Genomic DNA, 24398 nt, shown 5'->3' with positions numbered 1-24398 from the left:
CGCTGCGCTTTGCCCACCCTACACATCCTCACGCGATCAGGCTGCGTTGTAGCCCGCGACCGCCTTCACCTCGAGATACTCCTCGAAACCGAACCGGCCCCATTCGCGGCCGTTGCCGGACTGCTTGTAGCCGCCAAACGGCGCGGTGCGGTCGTTCGGGACACCTTGAAGGTTGACGTTGCCGGCGCGGATCTTGCGGCCGACCTCGCGGGCCTTCTCGATCGTCGGGGCCGTGACGTATCCGGCAAGACCATAGGGCGTGTCGTTGGCGATACGCACCGCCTCGTTCTCGTCCTTGGCCCCGATGATGACCAGCACCGGCCCGAAGATCTCCTCGCGCGAGATCGTCATCTCGGGCTTGACGTCGGCGAAGATCGTCGGCCGCACGTAGAAGCCCTTGTTGACGCCCTCGGGCAGGCCGGGACCGCCGGCGACCAGGGTCGCGCCCTCCTCGATGCCCTTGTTGATCAGCGCCTGGATCTTGTCCCACTGGCCGCGATTGACGACCGGGCCGATCGTGGTGCCTTCGCCGCGGGGATCGCCGGCCTTGGTCTTGTCGGCAACGCCCTTCGCGATGGCAGCCACTTCCTTCATCCGCGCGGCGGGCACGATCATGCGCGACGGCGCGTTGCAGGACTGGCCGGAATTGTTGAACATGTGCATGACGCCGCCGGTCACCGCCTTGACCAGATCGGCCCCCTCCAGGATCACGTTCGGCGACTTGCCGCCGAGCTCCTGGCTGACGCGCTTCACGGTCGGCGCGGCGCGCTTGGCGACGTCGATGCCGGCGCGGGTCGAGCCGGTGAACGAGATCATGTCGATGTCCGGATGCTCGCTCATGGCGGCACCGACCTCCGGCCCGAGGCCGTTGATCAGGTTGAACACGCCCTTCGGCACGCCGGCCTCGTGCAGGATCTCGGCGAAGATCAGCGCCGAGGTCGGGGTGAACTCCGACGGCTTCAGGATCATGGTGCAGCCCGCGGCCAGCGCCGGGGCGACCTTGCAAGCGATCTGGTTGAGCGGCCAGTTCCACGGCGTGATCATGCCGACAACGCCGACCGGCTCGCGCACCACCACGGACGCCGGCAGCGTCTCCTCGAACTCGTATTTCTTCAGCACATCGAGCGTCGACATCAGATGGCCGAGACCGGCGCCCGCCTGCAGCTTCTCCGCCATCGGCAGCGGCGCGCCCATCTCGTCGGAGACGGCAGCACCGATTTCCTTCATGCGGCCCTTGTAGACGGCGATGATCTTCTCGAACAGCGCGACGCGCTCCTCGCGCGAGGTCTGCGAGAACGTCTCGAAGGCGCGCTTGGCGGCGGCGACCGCCTTGTCGACATCGGCCTTGGAGCCCAGCGCAACCTCGTACATCGCCTCTTCAGTCGCCGGATTCACGACCGGCGTGGACTTCTTGACGACCGGATCGACCCAGGCGCCGTCGATGTAGAATTGCAGGCGATTGACCATCGGAAAACCTCTTCACGTGGAAGCATCTGGAGGGGGCGGCAGCACGCGGCCGGCATCCTGGCACGCGCGATCCGCGGGATGAACCCGCCACATGCGGGGACCGGGGTTGCGTCCCGCGGATATAGGAGCAAGGCCGCGACCGGCGCAAGCCGACGGACCTGCGTTTCGTCGCCGCTCCATTTTGCATCGCAGCAAATGCGATTGCGGCGATCATTCCGGATGGCAGAATTCCCAGTCCTGCAGATTCATTTTCAACATGTGAACTGCTTCACATCGTGGCCCGGTCGTGCCGATTACTCTCTCCTTCATAGACAGCCCAGCATCTCGAAAGGACGCTGGAAAACATTTCACAACGAATGACTTCGCCAGTTTTTATTGCGTAGCTTTTCAGCACCTAGCCCTTTTGCTCCAAGTTGCGACGCCGTCTCCTTCATCCAGGTGGGGGAGACGGCGCAGCTGTTTTCAGCTCCCTCTTCCCCCCGCCCTCACACCGCCATCTTGCGATGCCGCACCGGAGCGCCGGTGAGGCTCTCGGCCGCATCGATGATCGCGTTGGCATCCATGCCGTTGTGGCGATAGAGATCGTCGATCGTGCCGGTCTGGCCGAACTTTTCGACGCCGAGCGCCTCGACACGATGGCCGCGCACCGACCCGAGCCAGCCGAGCGTCGCCGGGTGGCCGTCGATCACGGTGACGATGCCGCAGTCGCGCGGCAGCGGCGCCAGCAACTGCTCGATATGGCTGAGATGCTGCACGCCGCGGCGATGCCGGCGCAGGCTGCGCGCCGCCGTCCATCCCGCATGCAGCCGGTCCGCCGAGGTGATCGCGAGCAGGCCGACGTCGCGCCGGGATTCGCCGATCAGGCCGGTCGCCTCGATCGCCTCTGGAGCAAGGGCGCCGGTATAGGCGACGATCACCTCCGCATTCGGCCCCGGCTTGCGCAGCCAATAGGCGCCGGCGGCGATGTCGGATTCCAGCTCCGGCGTCATGATCCGCTGCGGCTGATCGATGGTGCGCGTCGATAGCCGCAGATAGAGCGAGCCGCCCTCGCCTGCCTCGCGCTGCATGTGGGCAAAGCCCCATTTCATGATCGCGGCGAGCTCATCGACGAAGGCCGGCTCGAACGACGACAGCCCGTCCTGCGCCATGCCGATCAGCGGCGTTGCGATCGACTGATGCGCGCCGCCTTCCGGTGCCAGCGTCACGCCCGACGGCGTTGCCGCCACCATGAAGCGCGCATCCTGATAGCAGGCGTAGTTCAGCGCATCGAGGCCGCGCTCGATGAAGGGATCGTACAAGGTCACCACGGGCAGCAGCCGGGCGCCATTGATGGCGTGCGACAGGCCGAGCGCGGAGGCCATGATGAACAGGTTCATCTCGGCGATGCCGAGCTCGATGTGCTGGCCCTTCGGCGATGCCGCCCAGTTGAAGGTCGACGGGATCTTCTCGCTACGGAACAGGTCGGCCTTCTCGGCGCGCGCGAACAGGCCGCGGCGGTTGACCCAGGCGCCGAGATTGGTCGACACGGTGACGTCGGGCGACGACGTCACGATGCGCGAGGCCATCGCGGTGTCGCTGCGCGCGAGATCGTTGAGGATCAGGCCAAAGCCCTGCTGCGTCGACATCTGCGCCGCGGCCGTAAAGGTCAGCCGCTCCGGCACGTCGAACACGGCATCGTCAAGCCGGCGGCCGTCGCGATTGAACGGCACGGCGGCGAGAAACGCCTCCAGCTTTGCCGGGTCCTGCTTCAGGCCTTCGAACTTGTCCCACTCATGGCCGGGGCGGATGTTCTGCTGGGCGCGCCATTTCTCCATCTGCGCGACGGTCATCAGGCCGGCGTGATTGTCCTTGTGGCCCTGGAACGGCAGGCCAACACCCTTGATCGTGTAGGCGATGAAGCAGACCGGGCGGTCGTGATCGATGGACTCGAACGCCTCCAGCATGCTCGCCATGTCGTGGCCGCCGAGATTGGACATCAGCGCCAGCAGCTCGTCGTCGCTGCGCTTGTCGAGCAGCCGCGTGACGTCGCCCTGATCGCCGATGTCGTCCTGGATGTGCTTGCGGAAGGCGGCGCCGCCCTGGAAGCACAGCGCCGCATAGAGCGCGTTCGGGCAGTTGTCGATCCAGCGCCGCAAGGCCTCGCCGCCGGGCTCGGCGAACGCCTCGCGCATCAGCTTGCCGTATTTCACGATCACCACGTCCCAGCCGAAATTGCGGAACATGGTCTCGAACTTCTCCCACAGGCCTTCGCGCACGACGGCGTCCAGGCTCTGGCGGTTGTAGTCCACGATCCACCAGGTGTTGCGCAGGCCGTGCTTCCAGCCCTCCGCCAGCGCCTCGAAGATGTTGCCCTCGTCCATCTCGGCATCGCCGACCAGCGCGATCATGCGGCCTTCGCGGCGGTCCTTCATCCAGCCATGCGCCTTGACGTAGTCCTGCACCAGCGACGAGAACAGCGTCTGAGCGACGCCGAGGCCGACCGAGCCGGTCGAGAAATCGACGTCGTCGATGTCCTTGGTGCGCGAGGGATAGGACTGCGCGCCCTTGAAGCCGCGGAAATTCTCCAGCTTCTCGCGGGTCTGCCGGCCGAACAGATACTGGATGGCGTGAAACACCGGGCTGGCATGCGGCTTCACCGCGACGCGGTCCTCCGGGCGCAGCACCGAGAAGTACAGCGCCGACATGATGGTCGCGAGCGAGGCCGAGGAGGCCTGGTGGCCGCCGACCTTGAGGCCGTCAATATTCGGCCGGATGTGGTTGGCGTGATGAATGGTCCAGGACGACAGCCACAGCGCCTTGCGGGCCAGCGCGTTCAGCATGTCGAGACGGTCTGACGGTGCGGATGGCGTGGCCATGGCGCGGCTCCCGGGGGATTGTTTGGATTCTGCAAGCCTAATCCTGTCGACGAGACCATAATTCTCAAATTTTCGCGCATCATGGGCCATTATTGGGATATTTTTCCATCCGATCACCACTTCTAGGGATGCCATCCCAATGCCCGACCTCGACGCCATCGACCGCAAGATCCTCGCCCATCTCCAGGCCGACGGCCGCATCACCATGCAGGAGCTCGCCGACAAGGTCGGACTGTCGGTGTCGCCCTGCCACCGCCGCGTCAAGCTGCTGGAGGAGCGCGGCGTCATCACCCGCTACATCGCCACCGTCGACCAGAAGGTCGCTGGGGCTGCACGTCTCCGTTTTCATATCCATCAAGCTGGCGCGGCAGAAGGAGGAGGATCTGAAGCGGTTCGAGAAGGCGATCTCGGCCTGGCCCGAGGTGCTGGAGTGCTATCTGATGACGGGGAATCGCGACTACCTCTTGCGCGTCGTCGCCACCGATCTCTCGTCGTATGAGGCGTTCCTGAAAACCAAGCTGACTCGTCTCGACGGCATCGCCTCGATCGAAAGTAGTTTTGCGCTGAGCCAGGTGAAGTATTCGATCGCGCTGCCGGTGTGAGGCCAGCTGCCTCAGCAATCTCAGCTGTCGTCCCGGCGAACGCCGGGACCCATACTCCGCGGCAGTTATTGTGAAGAAAGACTGGGTCGACATCGTGCGCAACAACATCTCCCTGGGGTTATGGGTCCCGGCGTTCGCCGGGACGACACTGGAATCCTGGGCGAGAGCGCTCGTCCCCCCCAACGCCGGCGATCTATCGCCACATGCGTTCGCAGTCCCGCGGCGGGTTGCGCCCGAGCTATGCTGATCGCTTCACCCTCCTCGACAACAGAGGGCGCAGGGAAGGCCGGGCGCTGGCCGCGCCCGTGGCCCGCCTGCGAAAAAAAATGCAGGCGGCAGGTACCACAGGTCTGGCCGAACACGCCCGGCCCTCCCTGCGCGATGGTTTTGACGGCTGCTTCGCGTTCTCCCCGGTGCGCCGGCTTTTGGCCACCGTGCGCGACGATGCGCTTTGCGCGCTCCGCCGCGGGACACCAGCATCGGGGTGCCAGGACCGCGCGACTTGACCGTGCGTGCATCGCTGTTCGTCCGCGCGAATGATCACGCTGCAACGACACACGCCCATCGCATTCCGCTGCCGACGTCCATGACGACCGCGATACGTCCCCTCCGACGCAACGGAACAGGCGGGACTTTAATGCTGATTTTACGAAATCGACAAGCGATTTATTTTTCCGCACAGGGCTGGACAGGATTTTTCGCGCACGACCCGATTTGCCCGACGGGCAGCTTTCGCATGCCGCATCCCACGCACATGCGCCTTGATTGCGCCTGCGATCTGTCACGGTGAAGGCCGTCATTGATCCAGATCAAACGCACTCGAAAACAAACCTCGATCCAGATCAAATGCTTGATGTTCCTCGATTTGATCCAGATCAAACGGCCGCAGGCCCACCGCAGCATGGCCCAGACACGTCCATATTGGCCGTCAAAAAGCGCCACATCTCGTCGGCAGATTCCGCGGCACAGCATGCGCTGATGACGCGAACTAACAGGCTTGGCGGACGAGCACGTCTGGCCCGGCCTCGTCACACCAGCGCGCCGTGCCAAGTAACCAGCGTCCTGGAAAGCAATGCGAAACAACAGCGCTCAACGTTCGTCCCAATACGACTACGCTTCGCACCGTCGAGAGGCCCGGCCGCTCACACACGTGGCCGTGCAGGTGGCTCCCGCCAGGTATCAGCCGGCCGCGCAGCCGGGCAGCCGCAGCACCGGCCGGGCCGAGCGGCGATTCTGGCTGACCATGCAGACGGTCATGCTGGTCGTCGGCGTGCTGCTGGTGAATCTGCTGCTGTTCTTCCCTGCGCTCGGCATCGCCCTGATGTGGAATCTGCTGATTCCGATCGCGCCGGCGCTGGTGACGATCTCGCCCGGCCTGTGGCGCAACATCTGTCCGATGGCGACCTTTCATCTCTTGCCGAACAAGCTGGGCATCTCGCAGAACATCCGGATGCCGGAATGGGGTGCGGCGACCTTGGCGGTGATCAGCGTAACCTTGCTGTTCATCGTCGTGCCGATGCGGCGCATCGGACTCAATGTTGACGGGCCGCTGACGGCGCTCATGCTGCTGTCGGCTGCGGTCATGGCGTTCGCGATGGGCTCGGTGTTCGAGATGCGCTCGGGCTGGTGCACCTCGCTGTGCCCGATTCACCCCGTCGAGCGTCTGTACGGCACCAACCCGGCGCTGACCTTCAAGAACGCCCGCTGCAATATCTGCGAGGCCTGCAGCAATCCGTGCCCGGACTCGACGCCAGAGCTGACGCCGACCGCGGGGGTGCCGACGAAGGTGCAGCAGTTCCTGGGTAACTTCCTGATCGGCAGCTTTCCCGGCTTCGTCTGGGGCTGGTTCCAGGTGCCGGATTATCCGCCGCAGCAGGTCGGGAGTGCCGAGATCATCACCGCCTATGTCTGGCCGTTCGGCGCGGCCGTCATCAGCTACATCGTGTTCAGGATCGGCGAGCACATGCTGCGCTACAAGCCGGCCGCCCGCACCCGGATGCATCGCATCTTCGCGGCCGCCGCGATCAGCACCTACTACTGGTATCGCCTGCCCGGCCCGGCATCCTTGCTGCCGGACTGGTTTCCGCTGGTCTCACATCTCATCACGACGCCGTTCTTCTTCTGGTTCCTGGTGCTGCGTTCGCCGAAGGTGAGCTGGCTGAAGCGGCCGGTGATGGCCTCGAACTACTGGTCGAGCCGGTTCGAGACCACCGCCAACAAGAATCTCATCCGCGTGTCGCCCGGCAAGGCGTGAATCCCCGCGGTCTCATCCCACCATCGTCACAGCGTATCCGATCGAGGAGTGAACCATGTCGAACTTCAGGACCGTCACCGTCAAGGGCCGCCAGTTCCGCGTCCGCGCGGGTGACGTGCTGCTCGATGGCGCGCTCGCCAACGGCGTCGAGATTCCGTTCGACTGTCGCGCCGGCACCTGCGGCACCTGCATGGTTCACGTCTCCAAGGGCCAGACGGTGTGCGGCGAGACGCATACGCAGGGCATGATCTACGCCTGCCAGGCGCGCGTCGTGTCCGATCTCGACGTCGAGATGGAGGACGTGCCCGAGATCGACACCAGCAAGGCGCGCCTGGTCGGCCTGCGCGAGGTCGCGCCCGACATCATGGAGCTGATGATCGCCCCGGAGAAGAGCATCAGCTATCTGCCGGGGCAGTACTTCAAGTTCACCTTCAACGGCTATCCGGCGCGCGCCTACAGCCCCACCGCCTCGTTCGACGGCCGCATCGGCGGCCGCGTCATCCATCTCAACATCAAGCGCGTGCGTGGCGGCCGCGTCACGACCGCGCTCGGCAGCGGCATCCGTCCCGGCCATCGGCTGCGCATCCAGGGGCCGTATGGGCATGCGTTCCTGCGCCCGGGCGGCACCGGCCGTCTCGTCCTCGCCGGCAGCGGCACGGGCTTCGCGCCGATCTGGGCGATCGCCGCGATGGCGCTGCGCGAGTCCCGCAACCGGCCGATGGTGATCATCGCCGGCGCCAAGAAGCTGCCGCAGCTCTACATGACGCCGATCCTGGCGCAATTGGCGAGGCTGCCGAACGTCACGATCATCCCGACGGTCGAGGAAGGTCCGGTCAATCATCCCTCGATCCGCACCGGGCGCATCGAGCCGCACATGCCAACGCTCACGGCCTCCGACGTCGTCTATGCCTGCGGCTCGCCGCGCATGGTCAGCGCGCTCGCCGGCATGGTCGAGAAGGCCGGTGCGACCTTCTATGCCGATCCGTTCGACCCGGCTCCGCCGGAAGCGCCGTCCGGCCTGATCGGACGCATCAAGACGCTGGTGGCGCGGCGGCCGCCGGAGCCCGAGCCGAGCCGCGACAGCGGCAAGGGCCGCGAGGCTTCGCTCGATCCGTTCGAGCGGGCGCTGTCGCTGGTGCCGAAGGATCCGATCGAGGATGATCTCGGCCTGCGCCGCCCCGAGCCGCGCCGCAGCGCGGCGGCCGAGCGCGACCATGCATTGTCGGTGGTGCGAGAGCGTGCCGCGCTGGGCGATCCCACGCAGTTGCAGGAGCGCGCCCGCCGCGCCGCCGGGCAGATGGCGTCGGGGCACGTGTGAGGACTGCGGCCGGGTATCCGCAACAGGGCGACCGCATACGAGGACCAGAGCGCCGTCCTCGTCTATCTCCATGTCGTCATGGCCGGGCTTGACGGAATAACGACTAAGCAAGCCTCAGATCAGCTTGCGCCGCGACAAACTCCGCATCAGGGCGCCGACGCCGAAGGTCCAGGGCTCGCATTCGTCGCTGTTGCGCATGCGGTTGACGAGGCGACCGAGCTGCGGGGCCGAGATGGTGACGATGTCGTCGCGCTTGTGGGTGAACCCCTGCCCTGGAGCGTCGCGGTCCTTGACGGGCGCGAACATCGTGCCGAGGAACAGCGCAAAACCGTCGGGATATTGGTGCACGGCGCCGATGGTCTGGGCGACGAGATCGGTCGGATCGCGGCTGATCTTGCTGATGGAGGAATGACCGTCGAGCACGAAGCCGTCGCTGCCGGTCACGGTCAGCGCGACATCCATCTTCCTGACGTCATCGAGCGAAAAGCTCTTGTCGAACAGCCGCAGCAGCGGTCCGATGGCGCAGGAGGCGTTGTTGTCCTTGGCCTTTGACAGCAGCAGCGCCGAGCGGCCCTCGAAGTCGCGCAGGTTGACGTCATTGCCGAGCATCGCGCCGACGATGCGGCCGCGGCTCGACACCGCCAGCACCACCTCCGGCTCCGGATTGTTCCAGGTCGATTTCGGATGCAGCCCGGCATCCATGCCGGTGCCGACAGATGACAAGGTCGGCGCCTTGGTGAAGACCTCGGCATCGGGCCCGATGCCGACCTCGAGATACTGGCTCCAGGCGTTCTGCTCGATCAGCACCTGCTTCAGGTGCATCGCCTGGTCCGAGCCCGGCTTGAGCTTGGAGAAATCGTCGCCGACCAGACGCACCACCTCTTTCCGGATCGCCTCGGCGGAGGCCGGGTTGCCGCGCGCCCGCTCCTCGATGACGCGCTCCAGCATCGAGATCGCAAAGGTGACGCCGGCCGCCTTCAGCACCTGCAGGTCGACCGGCGCCAGCAGCCACGGCTTGGCCGGATCGCGGCAATCCGGCGGGGTGTTGGCGAGGATCCCGGCGAGGTCGCCGATGCGCTGCCCGCCCATGCCGCGCAGCGCCGTCGCCGGATCATCCTGCTCGCACAGCGCGCTGACGGTGGGGAAAGCCGAGGTGACGTCATAAACGCCGTCATCGCGCACGGCGACCACGGCCGGTCCGTCCACGTCGGGGCGCCAGACCCGGCCGACCAGCGTGCCGCTGGTGCCGTCGTCGGGCAGGACGGTCTCGGGCGTCAGGTCGATCATGGCGTCGTGCTCCCTGTTGTTCTTGTTGCTCAGCGCACCCCTAGCATCGGTGCACGCCGGCTCCAAGCCACACGACGTCGCGCAATCACCAACTGTAGCGCACCACGCCCTTGCCGGCGTAGGAGCGGCTGATGGTCGAGAACTCGCCCTCGAAGGTCGCAGCCGCCGACCAGCCGTTGCGCCAGGCCATTTCGGCCGAGGCCGTGGTCAGCGCAAGGTCGCGCGACTGCGCAGCGCCGTTGACGACGAAACTCGTGCCCGGCAGCACCTGGAAGCCGGCGGTCATGGTGCGATCCGGGTTGAAATTGTGCGCCCAGGCGGCGCGGCCGCGCAGCGACAGCACGCCATCGGCGAGCGCAAACGACCGATCGACGCGCGCGCCGAGCTCGGTGCGCGCATCGGTGACAGTCTTGCCGGCATAGGTCAGCGCGAAGGTGCCGGCGCCGGAGAGCACCTGCTCGGCATAGGACGGTAGCACGTAAGCCGTCGCCTGGCCGCCGAGATAGGGCGTGATCCCGCCCCACGGCGTGGCATAGCGGCGGCCGGCCTCGAGGCGGGCCGAATAGGCCGACGCATTGAAGCGGGCGCGGAGCTGGTCGACGCCGGCGACGGTCACGGTGCGGTCGGTGGTCACGTCGTGCCAGCCATAGGCGAGCGCGGCGGAGAGATAGTCCGGACCATGGCGATAGCGGGTGAAGGCGCCGGCCTGGAACAGGTCGGAGCGGCCGCTGCCGCCGCCATTGACGCCGAAGCTGGTGCCGCCGCCCGACAGCGCGAAGCCTGCCAGCCAGCTCGGCGACACGATGTAATCGGCGCCAGCGGCCAAGCCGACCTCGCGGATCGTGACGTTGTTCGAGCCGAGCGCGGCGTTGCCATCGGTGAACGAGCCGCCGCCGAACGACGCGGCCCAGGTGCTCCAGCGCTCATCGAAGCGCTGGGCCGGTGTGGCCTTCACCGGCATGCGCGCGAAGGCATCGCGCGGCGCGGCGCCCCGCCCTGCGTCGGCGAACGCCGCAGCCGGACTAGATGCGTTCGCGCTGCGACCGGCGACGAAAGGATCGGTCATCAGGCCAAGAAAGATCTTCATCGATTCGAACATCGCCTGCTGCGGAGCGGTGGCGATCTCGCCGGAGACCTGCGTCAGGCCGGCCGGGGTCAGCGCGCCGAAGGCGAGCGGAATGCCGCCGGTGCGGTTGAAATAGCCGGTCGTGGTGTCCGTGACGTTCTGCTGGTTGGTGTTGTTGGTGCCGGTCGAGCCAAGCGTCAGGTTCAGATAGACATTGTTGGCGTCGTAGCTCAGACGAGAAGTGAAATTGGCCGGCAGGTTGGTGTTGACCAGCGCATTGAAGGTGCCACTGACGCCGCCGGTCGCATTGACGATCGTGTACTGCTTGTTGACGTAGCTACCGGGCGCGAAACTCGCCTGCACGGTGGCGCCGCCGAGCGTCGCCGTTCCCGTCACGTTGACCCGGTCGGCACTGGCCGGGGATACCTCGACCATGTAGCTCGCAGCCGTCGTGAACACGAGGTTGCCCTGCACGGTGAGCAGCCCGATCGAATTGCCCGGCGCGAGTGCGCCGCCGTTGATGAGCGTGCTGCCGACGATGCCGTTGCCGCCGAGCGCGCCGCCGGAATTCACCACGACATTGCTACCGGCGATCGAGCCGTTCACGGCGAGGATGCCGCCGTCGATCGTGGTCGTGCCGGTGTAGGTATTGACGCCGGACAATGTCAGCTTGCCGCTGCCAACCTTGGTCAGCGAGCCTGGGCCGATGGTGCCGCACCCGCAAGGATCGGTGTCGCCGATCACGCCGGAGACCTCGGTGGAGAGATTGTTGGCGCCGACCACCAGCGTGTTGAAGGCGCCGATGTAGTAGTTGCCGGAGCCCGCCAGCGAGCCGGCGGTGATGCGGCCGTCGCCATTGACACCCGTGCTACCGGAGAAATCGACCACGCCGGTGCCATTGGTGACGAACTGGGCGGTGCCGCCGGTCGTATTGTCGAGGAAGCGGGTGCGGCCGCCATCATTGGTGATGATCGTGGCGGAGCCGGCGCTGGCGTGATCGAAGAACAGCGTCGAGCCGCCGTCATTGGTGGTGACGGTCGCGTTCGCCGCGGTGGAATGGGCGTTGAACTGGACCTGGCCGTTCATGTTGTTGGTGATGGTGGCATTGCCGGCCGACGGGGTGTCGCTGCCGAAGCCGATCCCGAACATCACGTAGGAATTGCCGCCATTGGTGATGACCGCATTGGCGGCCGTGGCGGCATTGACGAACGCCAGCATGCTGAACGTGTCGTTGGTGATCGTCGCGTTGCCGGCGCTGGTATTGGCGTTGAACAGCGTGCGGCCCTGATGGTTGGTGATCACGGCGTTGCCGGCCGTGGCCGTGTCCGTGCCGCCGGCGACGCCGAACGCGGTCGTGGCGATCGACTGGTTCACGATCGTCAACGTGCCGGCGGAGCTCGCACCGAGGAAGTTGGTGGTGCCGCCATCATTGGTGAGCGAGACGATGCCGGACGTGTCGGCCCTGACGATGTTGAAGATGCCGAAATTCGACACGTCGCCGACGATCCGGGCGGTGTGGGTAGCATCGCCGAGCTGCAGGGTCGCGACGCTGCCGATGAAGGTGCCGCCGGAGTAGGAATTGGTGCCGAGCAGGATGGTGGTGCTGTTGCCGAGCAGCTCGGCACGGACGCCGGCAACGGTCTCGCCGAGATTGTTGCCGATCGTGATCGTCTGGCCGGAATTGGCGTTGTTGATGAAGCCCCAGCCGGAGCCGGCGACGCCGAAATTCACGTCGGCGCCGCCGATCGAATAGGACTGGGCGTTGCTGAGGAAGATCCAGGAATCCGGATTGATCGGCGCCGTGACCGTGATGGTCGATGCGCCGGTGGCCCCGAACAGCGCCTCCTGGCCGCTCGATGCCGGCGGCGCACCGGCCGGCGGGGTCTCCCAGTTGGTCGAGAGATTGTAGTCGGAGGTCGTCGTCGTGGCGCCGGGACCGCCCCAGGTGTAGTCGGTTTGCGCCTGCGCGGCCTTCGCCAGCCCGAGCCCGACCACGAGCACCAATCCGCCAACCCGCCAGCGGACAGCCCGGTCAGCCGTGTTGTCGCCCGACATCCCCACTCCGACGCTCCCAAGCCCCGCTCTGCACGTTCTCGTGCAGTCCAAGACCTAGCAGCTCAGACTTGGTGGTCGGGGCGGGATGCGAATGCGTTTTTCCAATGATTTCAGATCATTACGCGTTTCGCACCGGTTGTGGCGATCGCGCAACGCATCCGCCCAAAAATTCACACCCCCGTATTCGCCAGGGATGCGCGAGCGAGGGCTCACGGATTCGGCGAGCTCTCGCCGGCGACCTGCAGCAGTTGCGAGCGGCGGACGCGCTCGCGATGGGCGGTGTAGAGGCCGCTGGAGACGATGAAGGCGGCGCCGACGATGGTCCAGACGTCCGGCACCTCGCCGAACACCAGGAAGCCGAGGATGCTGACCCACAAGAGCTGGGTGTAGGAGAACGGCGCCAGCACCGAGGCGTCGGCATAGCGGAACGCCAGCACGACGATCCACTGCCCCATGGTCGAGGCGACGCCGACCAGCACGCCGAAGCCGATGTCCTGCCAGGACGGCGTGGTCCAGACGAACGGCACGATTGCCGTGAGCACGCAGAGGCCGGCAATCGAGGAATAGGTCATGATCGTGATGGCGTGCTCACGCCCGCTCATCATCCGCGTCATGATCAGCGTGCAGGCCCAGGCGAAAGCCGAGGCGATCGGGAACAAGGCAGCGAGATGGAACGCGCCGGTGCCGGGGCGGAGAATGATCAGCACGCCAAACAACCCGACCGCGGTCGCGATCCAGCGGCGCAGGCCGACCTTCTCGCTGAGGAACACGATCGACAACGCGGTGACGAACAGCGGCGCGACGAAGCCGGTCGCGGAAGCCTCGGCAATCGGCAGATAGCGTAAACCGGTGATGAACATCAGCGACGAGCCGAGCAGCGCAACGCCGCGCAGCAGCTGGAACTTGAGCCGCTCGGTGCGCATCGCGAACAGCGGCGAGCCCGGGATCATCGCCGGCACCATGATCGCCGCGAACACCACGAAACGGATCCAGGTGATCTCGATCGAGGGCAGCGTCTTCGAGAGATATTTCGCTGTGACGTCCGAGGTGCCGAGGAACACCGTCGACAGCAGGATCAGCGCGATGCCGCGGAACGGCCGGTCGGCCCGCGCGGGCGCGCGCTTGCGCGTGGCCTGCGGCTTCTCCTGCAGGGAGGTCGGCACGTCGTCGAGGCGCGCGGCTGCGGCCGCACTCGGTGGCGGGGTCACGGTCGAACTCGGAAGTTTTGGAACGGGGACGATTCGGTGAGTGGCGACAAAACGCCAATCGCGACGCCGCGACAACCCATCGAAGCGGGCAGCACTTATGCGTTGCCACGCGCCGGAGTAGCAAACATCCGTAATTTTCCGTGATGCTGCATTACAGCATGGGCAGCCCGCGCGGCTTCGGCCCGCGTGGAAAGGCGCGATCGATCGCGGCGATCTCGGCCGCGGTGAGCTCGATGTCGCCGGCCGCGGCATTCTGCTCGGCATGCTCGGGCCGCGACGCCTTGGGGATCGCGAGCAGCGACGACGCCCGTGTCAGGAAGGCGAGCGCGATCTGTCGTGGCGTCGCGCCATGCTGCTCCGCGATGCGCTGCAGCACCTCGCCGCCGGCGCTGCGGCGTTCCGGAAAGTCGTCATGGCCGAACGGCGAGTAGGCGACGACGGCGACGCCATGCTGGCCGCACCACGGGATCACCGCGTGCTCGATGGCGCGCTCCTGCAGATGGTAGAGCACCTGGTTGCAGGCGATCTTGCCCTCGCCTGCGACCTTCAGCAGTTCATCGAGATCGTCGACGTCGAAATTGCTGACGCCCCAGGACCCGATCTTGCCGGCGGCCTTGAGCTCCTCGAACGCCGCCACCGTCTCCGCGAGCGGATAGGAGCCCGGCCAGTGCAGGAGATAGCAGTCGAGCCGGTCGGTCTTCAGCCGCTTCAGCGAGCGCTCGCAGGCGGTGATGGTGCCCTTGCGCGAGGCGTTGCTCGGCAGCACCTTCGAGACCAGGAACACGTCGTCACGCCGGCCGGCGATGGCCTCGGCGATGACCAGCTCGGCATCGCCATACATCTCCGCGGTATCGATGTGGCTCATGCCGAGATCCAGGCCGCGCCGCAACGTGGCAATAGCGCGGCTGCGATCGGCGTGGTCGAGATACCAGGTGCCCTGCCCGATGACGGAGACGCTGGCTCCGCCGGTTCCGAATGTCTTGTGCTTCATGCGCGGGAGCATAGTGGATGAGGCGCACGACGTCGATTGGGTGCCTCCCTGCTCAAGGCATCTGACGCGCCTCCACACCCACGTCATTCCGGTTCGACGCGTCAGCGTCGAACCCGGAATCCCGAGCTCGTCTTGCGCTGTTTCATTTCCACCATGTCGAGATTCCGGGTTCGAGGCCGTTGGCCTCGCCCCGGAATGACAGTGTTCTCGGCTAGCTCGCCGCCGCGATGGGCGGGGCGTCCGTGGCCGTCTGCGCGATCAGCCGCTTCATCTCCGGAATGCACGAGCCGCAATTGGTGCCGGCCTTGAGCTGCGCACCGATGGCGGCGGGCGTGCGCGCGCCGCCGGCGATGGCGTCGCAGATGGTATCGCGGCCGACGCCGAAGCAGGCGCAGACGATCGGGCCGCCGCCGACGCCGTCGGGCGCGCGGCCGGACAGCAGCACGCGGCGCTGGTCGTCGTCGAGGCGATCGGCGGCGAACATCGTCTTCACGACGTTCCAGTCGCCGGCATCATGGCCGGGGCCGACGAAGAGACAGGTTTCGATGCGATCGCCGGCGAACGACGCGGCGCGATAGACGCCGCCGCCGACATCCATGTAGTCCGTGACGTCGTCGGTGGCGCGCGCCTTGAACCAGGCCGGCCAGCGCGACAGATCGCCGTTATCGGCGAACAGATAGCCCAAGCCGCCCTGCACCGTCGCGCGTGCCCACCACAGGTTGGACGGCAGCGTGAGCTCGTTGCGCGACAGGATGAAGCCGCGGAATACGTACTCATAAGAACTGATCGCAGCCGGGGTCGCCTTGGCCTCGGGCTGGCCGGAGAACGGATCGGTGTGGGAGGCGACCAGCGCGCCGACGCGGCCATGCGAGGCGTTGGTGGCGTTCCAATGGATCGGCGCGAACAGCATGCCGCGCTGCTGGCGCTCGCTGACCACGACCTTGAGGATGCACTGGCCGTGCTCGGTCGTCACCTTGGCGAAGCCGTCATGCATCAGGCCGTATTTCAGCGCGTCGTCCGGATGCACCTCGACGAACGGCTCCGGCAGATGCGCTGATAGCCGCGGGCTCAAGCCGGTGCGCGTCATCGTGTGCCACTGGTCGCGGATGCGCCCGGTGTTCAGGCGCAGCGGGCGGGCGGCGGTGGTCTCACCGCGCAGCGCCGGCACTTCCGGCGCGACGAAGCGCGCTTTGCTGTCGTTGGTGAAGAAGGCACCGTCGGCGAAAAAGCGCGGCTCGGGCGGCTTGCCCGCGCGCGCCGGCCATTGCACCGGCGCCATCGTCTCGTATTCGTCGTCAGTGAGCGAGGCCAGCGCGCCGATGTCGAAATCGCGCGTGCCGTCGTTCTCGAAAGCCGACAATGCCGCATGTTCGCGGAACACGTCGGCCGCAGAGTTGTAGTTGAAGGCGCCCGCGTGGCCGAGCCGTTTGCCGACCTCGCTCAGGATCCACCAGTCCGGCATGGCCTCGCCGGCCGGCGCCAGGAAGGCGCGCTGCCGCGAGATGCGGCGCTCGGAGTTGGTGACGGTGCCCGACTTCTCGCCCCAGGCCTGCGCCGGCAGCAGCACGTGGACGCCAGCATCGACGGTGTCGTTGGAGCGGACGTTCTCGGACACGACGAACAACTCGAGCTTCTTGAGCGCGGCGCGGACCAGATCGGCGTCCGGCAGCGACACCGCCGGATTGGTGCCGATCACCCACAGCGCCTTGATCTCGCCGCGCGCGATCGCCTCGAACATCTGCACCGCCTTGAGACCCTCATGGGTGGCGATGTCCTTGGCCTTCCAGAAGCGGCGGACGCGGTCGATGTCTGGCGGCGTGAAGCCCATGTGGGCCGCGAGCTGGTTGGCGAGCCCGCCGACCTCGCGGCCGCCCATCGCATTGGGTTGGCCGGTCAGCGAGAACGGCCCCATGCCCGGCTTGCCGATGCGCGCTGTCGCGAGATGGCAGTTGAGGATCGCGTTGACCTTGTCGGTGCCCTGCGCCGACTGGTTGACGCCCTGCGAATAGAGGGTGACGACCTCGGGAGTCTCGCGGAACAGCTTGAAGAAGGCGGCGACGTCGACCTCGGACAGGCCGGTGGCGAGCGCGGTCGCCGCGGCGCTGCCGGCGAGGCTGCGGGCGCGAGCCAGGGTCTCGTCGAAGCCGCTGGTGTGAGCGTTGATGTAGTCGTGATCGAGCGCACCGCTGTCGGCGAGATGCACCAGCAGGCCGGAGAACAGCGCCGCATCAGTGCCAGGCTTCAATCCCAGGAACAGATCGGCTTCGCTCGACGTGTCGGTGCGACGTGGATCGATGACCACGAACTTGGCGCCGCGCGTCTGCTTGTTGGCCAGCATGCGCTGATACAGCACCGGATGGCACCAGGCGGCATTGCTGCCCACGAAGACCAGCAGATCGGCCTGATCGAGATCCTCATAGGTGCCGGGCACGGTGTCGGCGCCGAAGGCGCGGCGGTGGCCGGCGACCGACGAGGCCATGCACAGCCGCGAGTTGGTGTCGACATTGGCCGAGCCGAGAAAGCCTTTCATCAGCTTGTTGGCGACGTAATAGTCCTCGGTCAGCATCTGGCCGGAGAGATAGAACGCCACCGCATCCTCGCCGTCGCGGGCGACGATGTGCTTCAGGCGGGTCGCGACGTGATCGAGCGCATCGCTCCACGCCACCCGCTGCATGCCGCCCTTGCAGCGGATCATCGGGTACAGCAGCCGGCTCTCGAGCCCGAGCGTCTCGCCGAGCGCCGAGCCCTTGGAGCAAAGCCGGCCGAGATTGGCGGGATGCATCGGATCGCCGGAGATGGCAGCGCCGCCGCGGCCGTCGGGCGTGGCGAGCACGCCACAACCGACACCACAGTAAGGACACGCAGTGCGCACCGTCAGCAGCTTCGGATCGACCGTCGTCATCGTCGTGCGTGGCCCCTTCTCACGCTGCCTGCGGCCGCGCGCCCGCGCGGCCGAACATCATCGCCGTCCGGATCGCTGCAACCGGCTCGCGGCTCCGGATCAGCTCGCGATACCACAACGCGTCCTGAGTCTCACCGATCAGCACGGCGCCGGTGAGGCGCCCCTCCGTGATGACGAGCTTCTTATAGATGCCGCGCCTCGCATCGTTGAGCACGATCGCCTCGCTGCCCTCGGCGCCGATGAAGTCGCCCGCCGAGAACACCGATACGCCCGATACTTTCAGATTGGTCGAGACGACGCTGCCGCCATAGGCCGCCTGGCGGCCGGCCAGATGCCGCGCCAGCACCCGCGCCTGCTCGTAGGCCGGCTCGACCAGGCCATAACAGGTGCCACGATGCTCGGCGCATTCGCCGAGCGCGAAGATGCCGGGGGCCGAGGTCTGCATGGCGTCATCGACGACGATGCCGCGGTTGACGGCGAGCCCCGCCTCTTTCGCCAGCGCAACGTTCGGCCGGATTCCGGCCGCGAAGATCACGGCGTCGGTGGCGAGGCGCCGTCCATCGGCCAGTTCGACTCCTTCGACCCGCCCGTCCCCATGGATGGCCGCGGTGCTGGCATTGAGCAGAACCTCGATCCCCTTGCGCGCCACCAGCGCCTTCAGCAACGCGGCCGCCGGCGCATCGAGCTGCCGCTCCATCAGCCGGTCCATCAGATGCAACAGCGTCACCCTGGCGCCGGCACGCGCCAGACCATAGGCCGCTTCCAACCCGAGCAGGCCGCCGCCGACGACCACCACGCGCCCCTTCCTCGCCGCCAGCGCTAACAGCACGTCGGTGTCCCGGCTGTCGCGGAACGTGTGCACGCCCGGCAGATCGGCGCCTGGCACGGGAAGCCGCAGCGGCAGCGAGCCGGTGGCCAGAACCAGGCGCGAGAACGCCACGTTCTCGTCGTTCTCGATCTGGAGCTCGCGGCGGCCGACATCGATGGCGGTCACGCGCGCACCGTATTTCAGCGTCACGCCGCGCTCGCGCCACCAGGTGGCTGGCTTGAGCTCGATCTCGTGGGACGCAGCCTCGCCGGCCAGCACCGACGACAGCAGCACGCGGTTGTAGGCCAGACGCGGCTCCTCGCCGATGACGGCGATCGCGTAGCGGCCGAGCGCGGTCTGCGACAGCTCCTCGGCCAGCTTTGCAGCGGCCATGCCATTGCCGACGATGACGAGCGGTTCACTCAAGACGTCTACTCCGCCGCCTGCGCCTTGCCGTAGGCTGCCGCGATCATGAAGCCGGACAGCGTGCCATAGGCCGCGGTCCAGGCCTCGGCGACCTCGGGCGTCCAGGCCTCGCCCAGTCCCTTCTCCAGGGTCCACAGCAGCGCCGAGCCGACCACCGGATAGTGCTCGGGCTTGGCACCATAATCGACGTGGCGCTTGGCCAGCGCGCTTGCTGCCGGCAGGATCGCAGGCAAGTTCGCCAATCCATTCACGACGACCGCCAGCGTCGCCATCAGCTTCTTGCGCTGCTCGGTGAGATCGTCTGGAAACATCGGCCGCACCTGCGGCGCGACCTCGAACAAGCGATCGTAGAAGATGCCCGCGGCCTGATCGGAGATCGGCGCGACCTTGGCAAAGCTGTCCTGAACCAATTCGATCTGAGACGGCGTCATGGGAAATCCTTCGATGATGGAGACGAGAACCCGTTAGTCGCCCGAGGCGGAGGGCGGTTCGATCCGTCCTCCGCGTTCGAATCGTCACGCCGCCTCGACGTAGCGATGGCGCTCATAGAGGAATTCCAGCACGCGCTGGCGGCACTTCACGTAGGTGGCGTTGGTCGCGAGCTCGAGCCGCTTGCGCGGACGCGGCAGCGCGACCTCGAGCACCTCGCCGATCCGTGCGCTCGGACCGTTGGTCATCATCACGATACGGTCGGACAGCAACACGGCCTCGTCGACATCGTGCGTGATCATCAGGATGGTGTTGCCGAGCTTCTGATGCAGGGCCATCACGGAATCCTGCAGATGCGCCCGGGTCAGCGCATCGAGCGCGCCGAACGGCTCGTCGAGCAGCAGCACCTTCGGCTCCATGGCGAGCGCACGGGCAATGCCGACGCGCTGCTTCATGCCGCCGGAGATCTCGTTCGGACGCTTGTCCTTGGCATGGGCCATCTGCACGAGGTTCAGATTGTGCATGGTCCAGGCATCGCGCTCGGCCCGGGTCTTGGTCTTGGCGAACACCTTGTCGACGCCGAGCCGCACGTTCTCATAGACCGTGAGCCAGGGCAGCAGGCTGTGGTTCTGGAACACCACCGCGCGGTCAGGTCCCGGCGAATTGACCTCGCGCTCCTCCAGCAGCACGCCGCCGGTCGTGGCCGTGGTGAGCCCCGCCACGATGTTGAGCATCGTCGACTTGCCGCAGCCGGAATGGCCGATGATCGAGACGTACTCGCCCTTCTCGATCGAGAGGTTGATGTCCTTCAGCACTTCGGTGGTAGCGGTGCCGCGGGTGAAGGTCTTGTCGACGTGGTCGAGCTTCAGATAGGCCATGATCTCTACCTCTCAATTCGTCGCAGTGCCGCGGGTGACGATCTTGCCGACCACCGCGATCATGCGGTCGAGCACGAAGCCGATGATGCCGACATAGAACAGCGCGAGAATGATCTCGCTGATATGCGAGGAGTTCCACGCGTCCCAGATGAAGAAGCCGATGCCGACGCCGCCGATCAGCATCTCGGCCGCGACGATCGCGAGCCACGACAGGCCGATGCCGATGCGCAGGCCGGTGAAGATGTAGGGCGCGGCCGCCGGGATCATGATCTTGGCGAAGAACTCCAGCGGATTGAGCTGCACCACCGCGGCGACGTTGCGGTAGTCCTGCGGAATGTTGCGGATGCCGACCGCGGTGTTGATGATGATCGGCCACACCGAAGTGATGAAGATGACGAAGATCGCCGACGGCTGGCCGTCGCGGAAGGCCGCCAGCGACAGCGGCAGCCAGGCGAGCGGCGGGATCGTGCGCAGCACCTGGAAGATCGGATCGAGGCCGCGCATGGCCCACACCGACTGGCCGATCAGCGTGCCGACACCGACGCCGACGACGACGGCAATCGCGTAGCCGAAGGCGACGCGCCGGAGGCTGGCTTCGAGATGCCAGAACAAGCCCTTGTCGATGCCGCCATGATCGAAGAACGGATCGAAGATCAGCTCCCGGGTGTCGCTGAAGACCCGGGAGGGCGGCGGCAGCGCCGAGCCGGCCCGGCGGCAGACCAGCTCCCAAATCAGCAGGAACAGCGCCAGCACGATCAGCGGCGGCACCACGCGCACCGCGGCCTCACGTGCCATCTTTACATAGCGCTCGGCCTTCGGCGGCTGTTTGGGCGTCATCGTTACGATGGACGCCGAGGTGGACGCCGCCGCGGTCGGCACGACCTGGGGAGCACTATCGTTGCTCAACGCTGGCATGGACATCGGAAACCTTTCTCCGTGCAATGAGAGGGGCCGCGCGCTTTCCGCGCGCGGCGAGAGTCCTGATCAGGCGTCGACGCGCTTGATCGACAGCGACTTCAGGTAGGCGGTGGGATCTTCCGGATCGAACACCTTGCCATCGAAGAAGGTCTCCTTGCCGCGCGACTTGGAGGTCGGAATCTCGGCGGCGGCGACGTTCATCTCCTTGGCGGCCTCGCGCCAGATGTCCTCGCGGTTGACCTTGGCGATCAGCGACTTGGCGTCGAAGCCGGCCTCATACTTGCCCCACCGGATGTCCTCGGTGATGAACCAGAGATCGTGGCTCTGGAATGGATAGGATGCGAAGTCGCTCCAGTACTTCATGATGTGCGGCGAGTTCTCGACGACCTTGCCGGTGCCGTAGTCGAACTTGCCGGCCGAGCGCCCGGCGACGTCCTCGACCGGGCAGTTGATCCACTGCCGCTTGGCCATGATGGTCGCGAGCTCCTGCTTGTTCTCCATCTTGTCGGCCCACTGCTGGGCTTCCATCACCGCCATCGTCAACGCCTTCGCGGCCTTCGGATATTTGTCGACAAAGGCGGCGCGCATCGCGAAGGATTTTTCGGGATGCTTGTTCCAGATCTCGCCGGTCGTGACGGCGGTGTAGCCGATGCCCTGGTTGACGAGCTGCGCATTCCACGGCTCGCCGACGCAGAAGCAGTCCATGGTGCCGACCTTCATGTTGGCCACCATCTGCGGCGGCGGCACCACGATGGTCTCGATGTCCTTGTCGGGATCGATGCCGCCGGCCGCGAGCCAATAGCGGATCCAGAGATCGTGGGTGCCGCCCGGGAAGGTCATCGCGGCCTTCACGGACTTGCCGGAGGCCTTCTTCTTCTCCAGCGCGGCCTTGAACGGCGCGGTATCGAGACCGAGCTTCAGGTCGGCGTACTCCTTGCCGACCGAGATGCACTGCGCATCGAGATTGAGGCGCGCCAGGATGTACATCGGCGTCGGCTGATTGTTCTGCGTCACCTTGCCCGAGGAGATGAGGTAGGGCATCGGGGTCAGGATGTGCGCGCCGTCGATGCCGTTGCCCTCGGAGCCGAGCACGAGATTGTCGCGCGTCGTGCCCCATGAGGCCTGCTTCTGCACATCGACATCAGGCATGCCGTATTTCGCAAACAGGCCCTTGTCCTTGGCGACGAACAGCGGGCCGGCATCGCTGAGCGCGATGAAGCCGAGCTTGGCGCTGGTGACTTCCGGCCCCGCCCCTTGGGCGAAAGCTCCGCCCGGCAAGTTCAGCTTCGCGGCTGCAAGCAGCGCAGCCGTCCCTGCGCCGGCCTTGAGAAGCTGACGACGGCTGAGGCCGTTGCGGCGAGCAGGATTGGCAGTCTTCGTCATGAGTGCTGTCGTCCTTTGTCTGAAGAGCGCTCGATGGTGAATGGCCGTCCGTTGCGGGTCGCTGCACCACGCACAAAGGCGCGTTCCGAGGAGGCCTCGGAAGGGGCAGCGTCACGATTCGGATGAGGGTTGCGCGGACGGCATCGATGGCGTCGGACACGCTCTTTCAAGCTTCGTGCCAACACGCCGATTTGGATTTGTCAGGCAAATTCAACCCTTTAGCATTGCACAACAATCCATCAGAGGCAGCGGGCCGCATCCAAAATTTGCGATTCGCACACTTTGTGTGCGGCGCACACAAAATAAGCATGGAGAGATTGTTCCATGAGCATCAGGGCACCAAAAGAGCCCTTTCAGGCAGCCGCAGCAGAGAAACTCCCGCGCAGTCGCTTGAAATCACTGACTTTCTCGGTGGCGTCAAATTTGGCACACGCATTGCTTCTGGTTCTGCAAGTCAACGATGACTGCGGTTCGCCGGACTGTCGACGCCGATGGCGCTGATCTCCGGGACGGATGCGCGCACGCGACCGAGGTCTCCTCGGCGCGGTCGTCGTGACGCCCTTCCCGCATTCGACATCCGATCCGCCTGCCCGTGGCGATGTCCCTCGAGAGCCAGAACCTCTCGCAAGGCAGCGCGCAATCGACTCCCGAGAGCAAGCAAAGGACGTTTGAATGTCGTATCTCGCGCCTTCAGAATTCGTCACCAAGATGGTGGACGCAGGCGAGTCCAAGATCTTCATGTCGACCCGCGACACCGTCATCCGCGCCTACATGGCGGGCGCGATCCTGGCGCTCGCGGCCTGGTTTGCCGTCACCATCAACGTGAACACCGGCCAGCCGCTCATCGGCGCCCTGTTGTTTCCGGTCGGCTTCTGCATGCTCTATTTGCTGGGCTTCGATCTGCTGACCGGCGTGTTCGTGCTGTCGCCGCTGGCATTGATCGACAAACGTCCGGGCGTGACGATCGCAGGCGTGCTGCGCAACTGGGGACTTGTCTTCATCGGCAATTTCGCCGGAGCACTGACGGTTGCCTTCATGATGGCATTCGTGACCACGTTCGGCTTCACGCAGGAGCCGGACAAGGTCGGCGCTGTGATCGGCAATATCGGTGAAGGCCGGACGCTCGGCTACGCGGCGCATGGCGCCGCCGGCATGGCCACGCTGTTCATCCGCGGCATGCTGTGCAACTGGATGGTCTCCACCGGCGTGGTCGGCGCGATGATCTCGACGACGGTCCCGGGCAAGGTGCTGGCGATGTGGATGCCGATCCTGGTCTTCTTCTACATGGTGTTCGAGCATTCGGTGGTAAACATGTTCCTGTTCCCGTCGGGGCTGATGCTCCATGCGAAGTTCTCGATCATGGACTACCTGATCTGGAACGAGATCCCGACCGTGCTCGGCAATCTCGTCGGCGGCCTCTCGTTCACCGGCCTGACGCTCTATGCCACCCACATCAGGACGCAGCCGAAGCGTGATGCCAAGATCGCGGCTCGCGCCGCGGCCTGATTCCGTTTCCCTTGGAGAGCCCGGCCCCGGTAAGGTCGGGCTCCC

Annotated in this window: 17 protein-coding genes and 1 pseudogene; 6 read left to right on the top strand and 12 right to left on the bottom strand. The window is 66.0% G+C overall.

Features of this window, described 5'->3' with window-relative positions; all coding sequences use genetic code 11:
• Positions 1–36: 36 nt before the first annotated feature.
• Both QX126_RS04490 and QX126_RS04485 read right to left on the bottom strand, forming a co-directional pair.
• Positions 37–1467 (bottom strand): aldehyde dehydrogenase family protein, encoded by a 1431-nt coding sequence (locus QX126_RS04490; protein WP_315779538.1) that lies wholly within the window; start codon positions 1465–1467, stop codon positions 37–39.
• Between the two features lie 485 nt (positions 1468–1952).
• Positions 1953–4322, bottom strand: a complete 2370-nt coding sequence (locus tag QX126_RS04485; protein WP_315737181.1) for a transketolase — start codon at positions 4320–4322, stop codon at positions 1953–1955.
• Positions 4323–4461: 139 nt separating this feature from the next.
• Here QX126_RS04485 and QX126_RS04480 point away from each other — a divergent pair.
• From QX126_RS04480 to QX126_RS04465, 4 genes and pseudogenes are all read left to right on the top strand, one after another.
• Positions 4462–4924, top strand: a pseudogene (locus QX126_RS04480) (Lrp/AsnC family transcriptional regulator).
• A gap of 203 nt (positions 4925–5127) precedes the next feature.
• Positions 5128–5430, top strand: coding sequence for a hypothetical protein (locus QX126_RS04475; protein WP_315776405.1), 303 nt, complete (start codon positions 5128–5130; stop codon positions 5428–5430).
• A gap of 644 nt (positions 5431–6074) precedes the next feature.
• On the top strand, positions 6075–7178 hold the full coding sequence (locus QX126_RS04470; protein WP_315779536.1) for a ferredoxin: 1104 nt from the start codon (positions 6075–6077) through the stop codon (positions 7176–7178).
• A 55-nt stretch (positions 7179–7233) separates the two neighbouring features.
• Complete coding sequence (locus QX126_RS04465; protein WP_315779534.1) at positions 7234–8496, top strand: 2Fe-2S iron-sulfur cluster-binding protein; 1263 nt, start codon at positions 7234–7236, stop codon at positions 8494–8496.
• A gap of 114 nt (positions 8497–8610) precedes the next feature.
• Here QX126_RS04465 and QX126_RS04460 read toward each other — a convergent pair whose 3' ends face one another.
• The 10 genes from QX126_RS04460 to QX126_RS04415 form a co-directional block, all read right to left on the bottom strand.
• Positions 8611–9783, bottom strand: a complete 1173-nt coding sequence (locus QX126_RS04460) for a fumarylacetoacetate hydrolase family protein (protein ID WP_315779532.1) — start codon at positions 9781–9783, stop codon at positions 8611–8613.
• Positions 9784–9868: 85 nt separating this feature from the next.
• Complete coding sequence (locus tag QX126_RS04455; RefSeq protein WP_315779531.1) at positions 9869–12904, bottom strand: autotransporter domain-containing protein; 3036 nt, start codon at positions 12902–12904, stop codon at positions 9869–9871.
• Between the two features lie 209 nt (positions 12905–13113).
• Positions 13114–14067, bottom strand: coding sequence for a DMT family transporter (locus tag QX126_RS04450; RefSeq protein ID WP_315779857.1), 954 nt, complete (start codon positions 14065–14067; stop codon positions 13114–13116).
• Positions 14068–14263: 196 nt separating this feature from the next.
• On the bottom strand, positions 14264–15103 hold the full coding sequence (locus tag QX126_RS04445) for an aldo/keto reductase (protein WP_315737175.1): 840 nt from the start codon (positions 15101–15103) through the stop codon (positions 14264–14266).
• Between the two features lie 211 nt (positions 15104–15314).
• A complete protein-coding gene (locus QX126_RS04440; RefSeq protein WP_315779530.1) occupies positions 15315–18005 on the bottom strand; it encodes a molybdopterin-dependent oxidoreductase in 2691 nt (896 codons plus the stop codon).
• A gap of 19 nt (positions 18006–18024) precedes the next feature.
• Entirely contained in the window at positions 18025–19239 is a 1215-nt protein-coding gene (locus tag QX126_RS04435) for an NAD(P)/FAD-dependent oxidoreductase (RefSeq protein ID WP_315779529.1), read from the bottom strand.
• Positions 19240–19244: 5 nt separating this feature from the next.
• Positions 19245–19670 carry a globin family protein gene (locus tag QX126_RS04430; RefSeq protein WP_315779528.1) on the bottom strand — a complete coding sequence of 142 codons (426 nt, stop codon included), beginning with the start codon at positions 19668–19670 and terminating at the stop codon, positions 19245–19247.
• A gap of 84 nt (positions 19671–19754) precedes the next feature.
• Positions 19755–20546 (bottom strand): ABC transporter ATP-binding protein, encoded by a 792-nt coding sequence (locus QX126_RS04425; protein WP_315737171.1) that lies wholly within the window; start codon positions 20544–20546, stop codon positions 19755–19757.
• 12 nt (positions 20547–20558) lie between these two features.
• Positions 20559–21467, bottom strand: a complete 909-nt coding sequence (gene ntrB / locus QX126_RS04420) for a nitrate ABC transporter permease (protein ID WP_315737170.1) — start codon at positions 21465–21467, stop codon at positions 20559–20561.
• Positions 21468–21530: 63 nt separating this feature from the next.
• On the bottom strand, positions 21531–22847 hold the full coding sequence (locus tag QX126_RS04415; RefSeq protein WP_315737169.1) for a CmpA/NrtA family ABC transporter substrate-binding protein: 1317 nt from the start codon (positions 22845–22847) through the stop codon (positions 21531–21533).
• Positions 22848–22993: 146 nt separating this feature from the next.
• Here QX126_RS04415 and QX126_RS04410 point away from each other — a divergent pair, with 146 nt between their 5' ends.
• Both QX126_RS04410 and QX126_RS04405 read left to right on the top strand, forming a co-directional pair.
• The gene (locus QX126_RS04410; protein ID WP_315779527.1) at positions 22994–23311 is read left to right on the top strand and encodes a hypothetical protein; all 318 of its coding nucleotides are present in this window, start codon (positions 22994–22996) and stop codon (positions 23309–23311) included.
• Between the two features lie 208 nt (positions 23312–23519).
• Complete coding sequence (locus QX126_RS04405) at positions 23520–24353, top strand: formate/nitrite transporter family protein (RefSeq protein WP_315779526.1); 834 nt, start codon at positions 23520–23522, stop codon at positions 24351–24353.
• Positions 24354–24398: the final 45 nt, after the last annotated feature.

This window comes from Bradyrhizobium sp. SZCCHNPS1003, assembly GCF_032381555.1.
Taxonomy (GTDB): Bacteria; Pseudomonadota; Alphaproteobacteria; order Rhizobiales; family Xanthobacteraceae; genus Bradyrhizobium.
The sequence above is the reverse complement of the archived record's forward strand: the minus strand, read 5'-3'. Positions and strand labels throughout refer to the sequence as shown.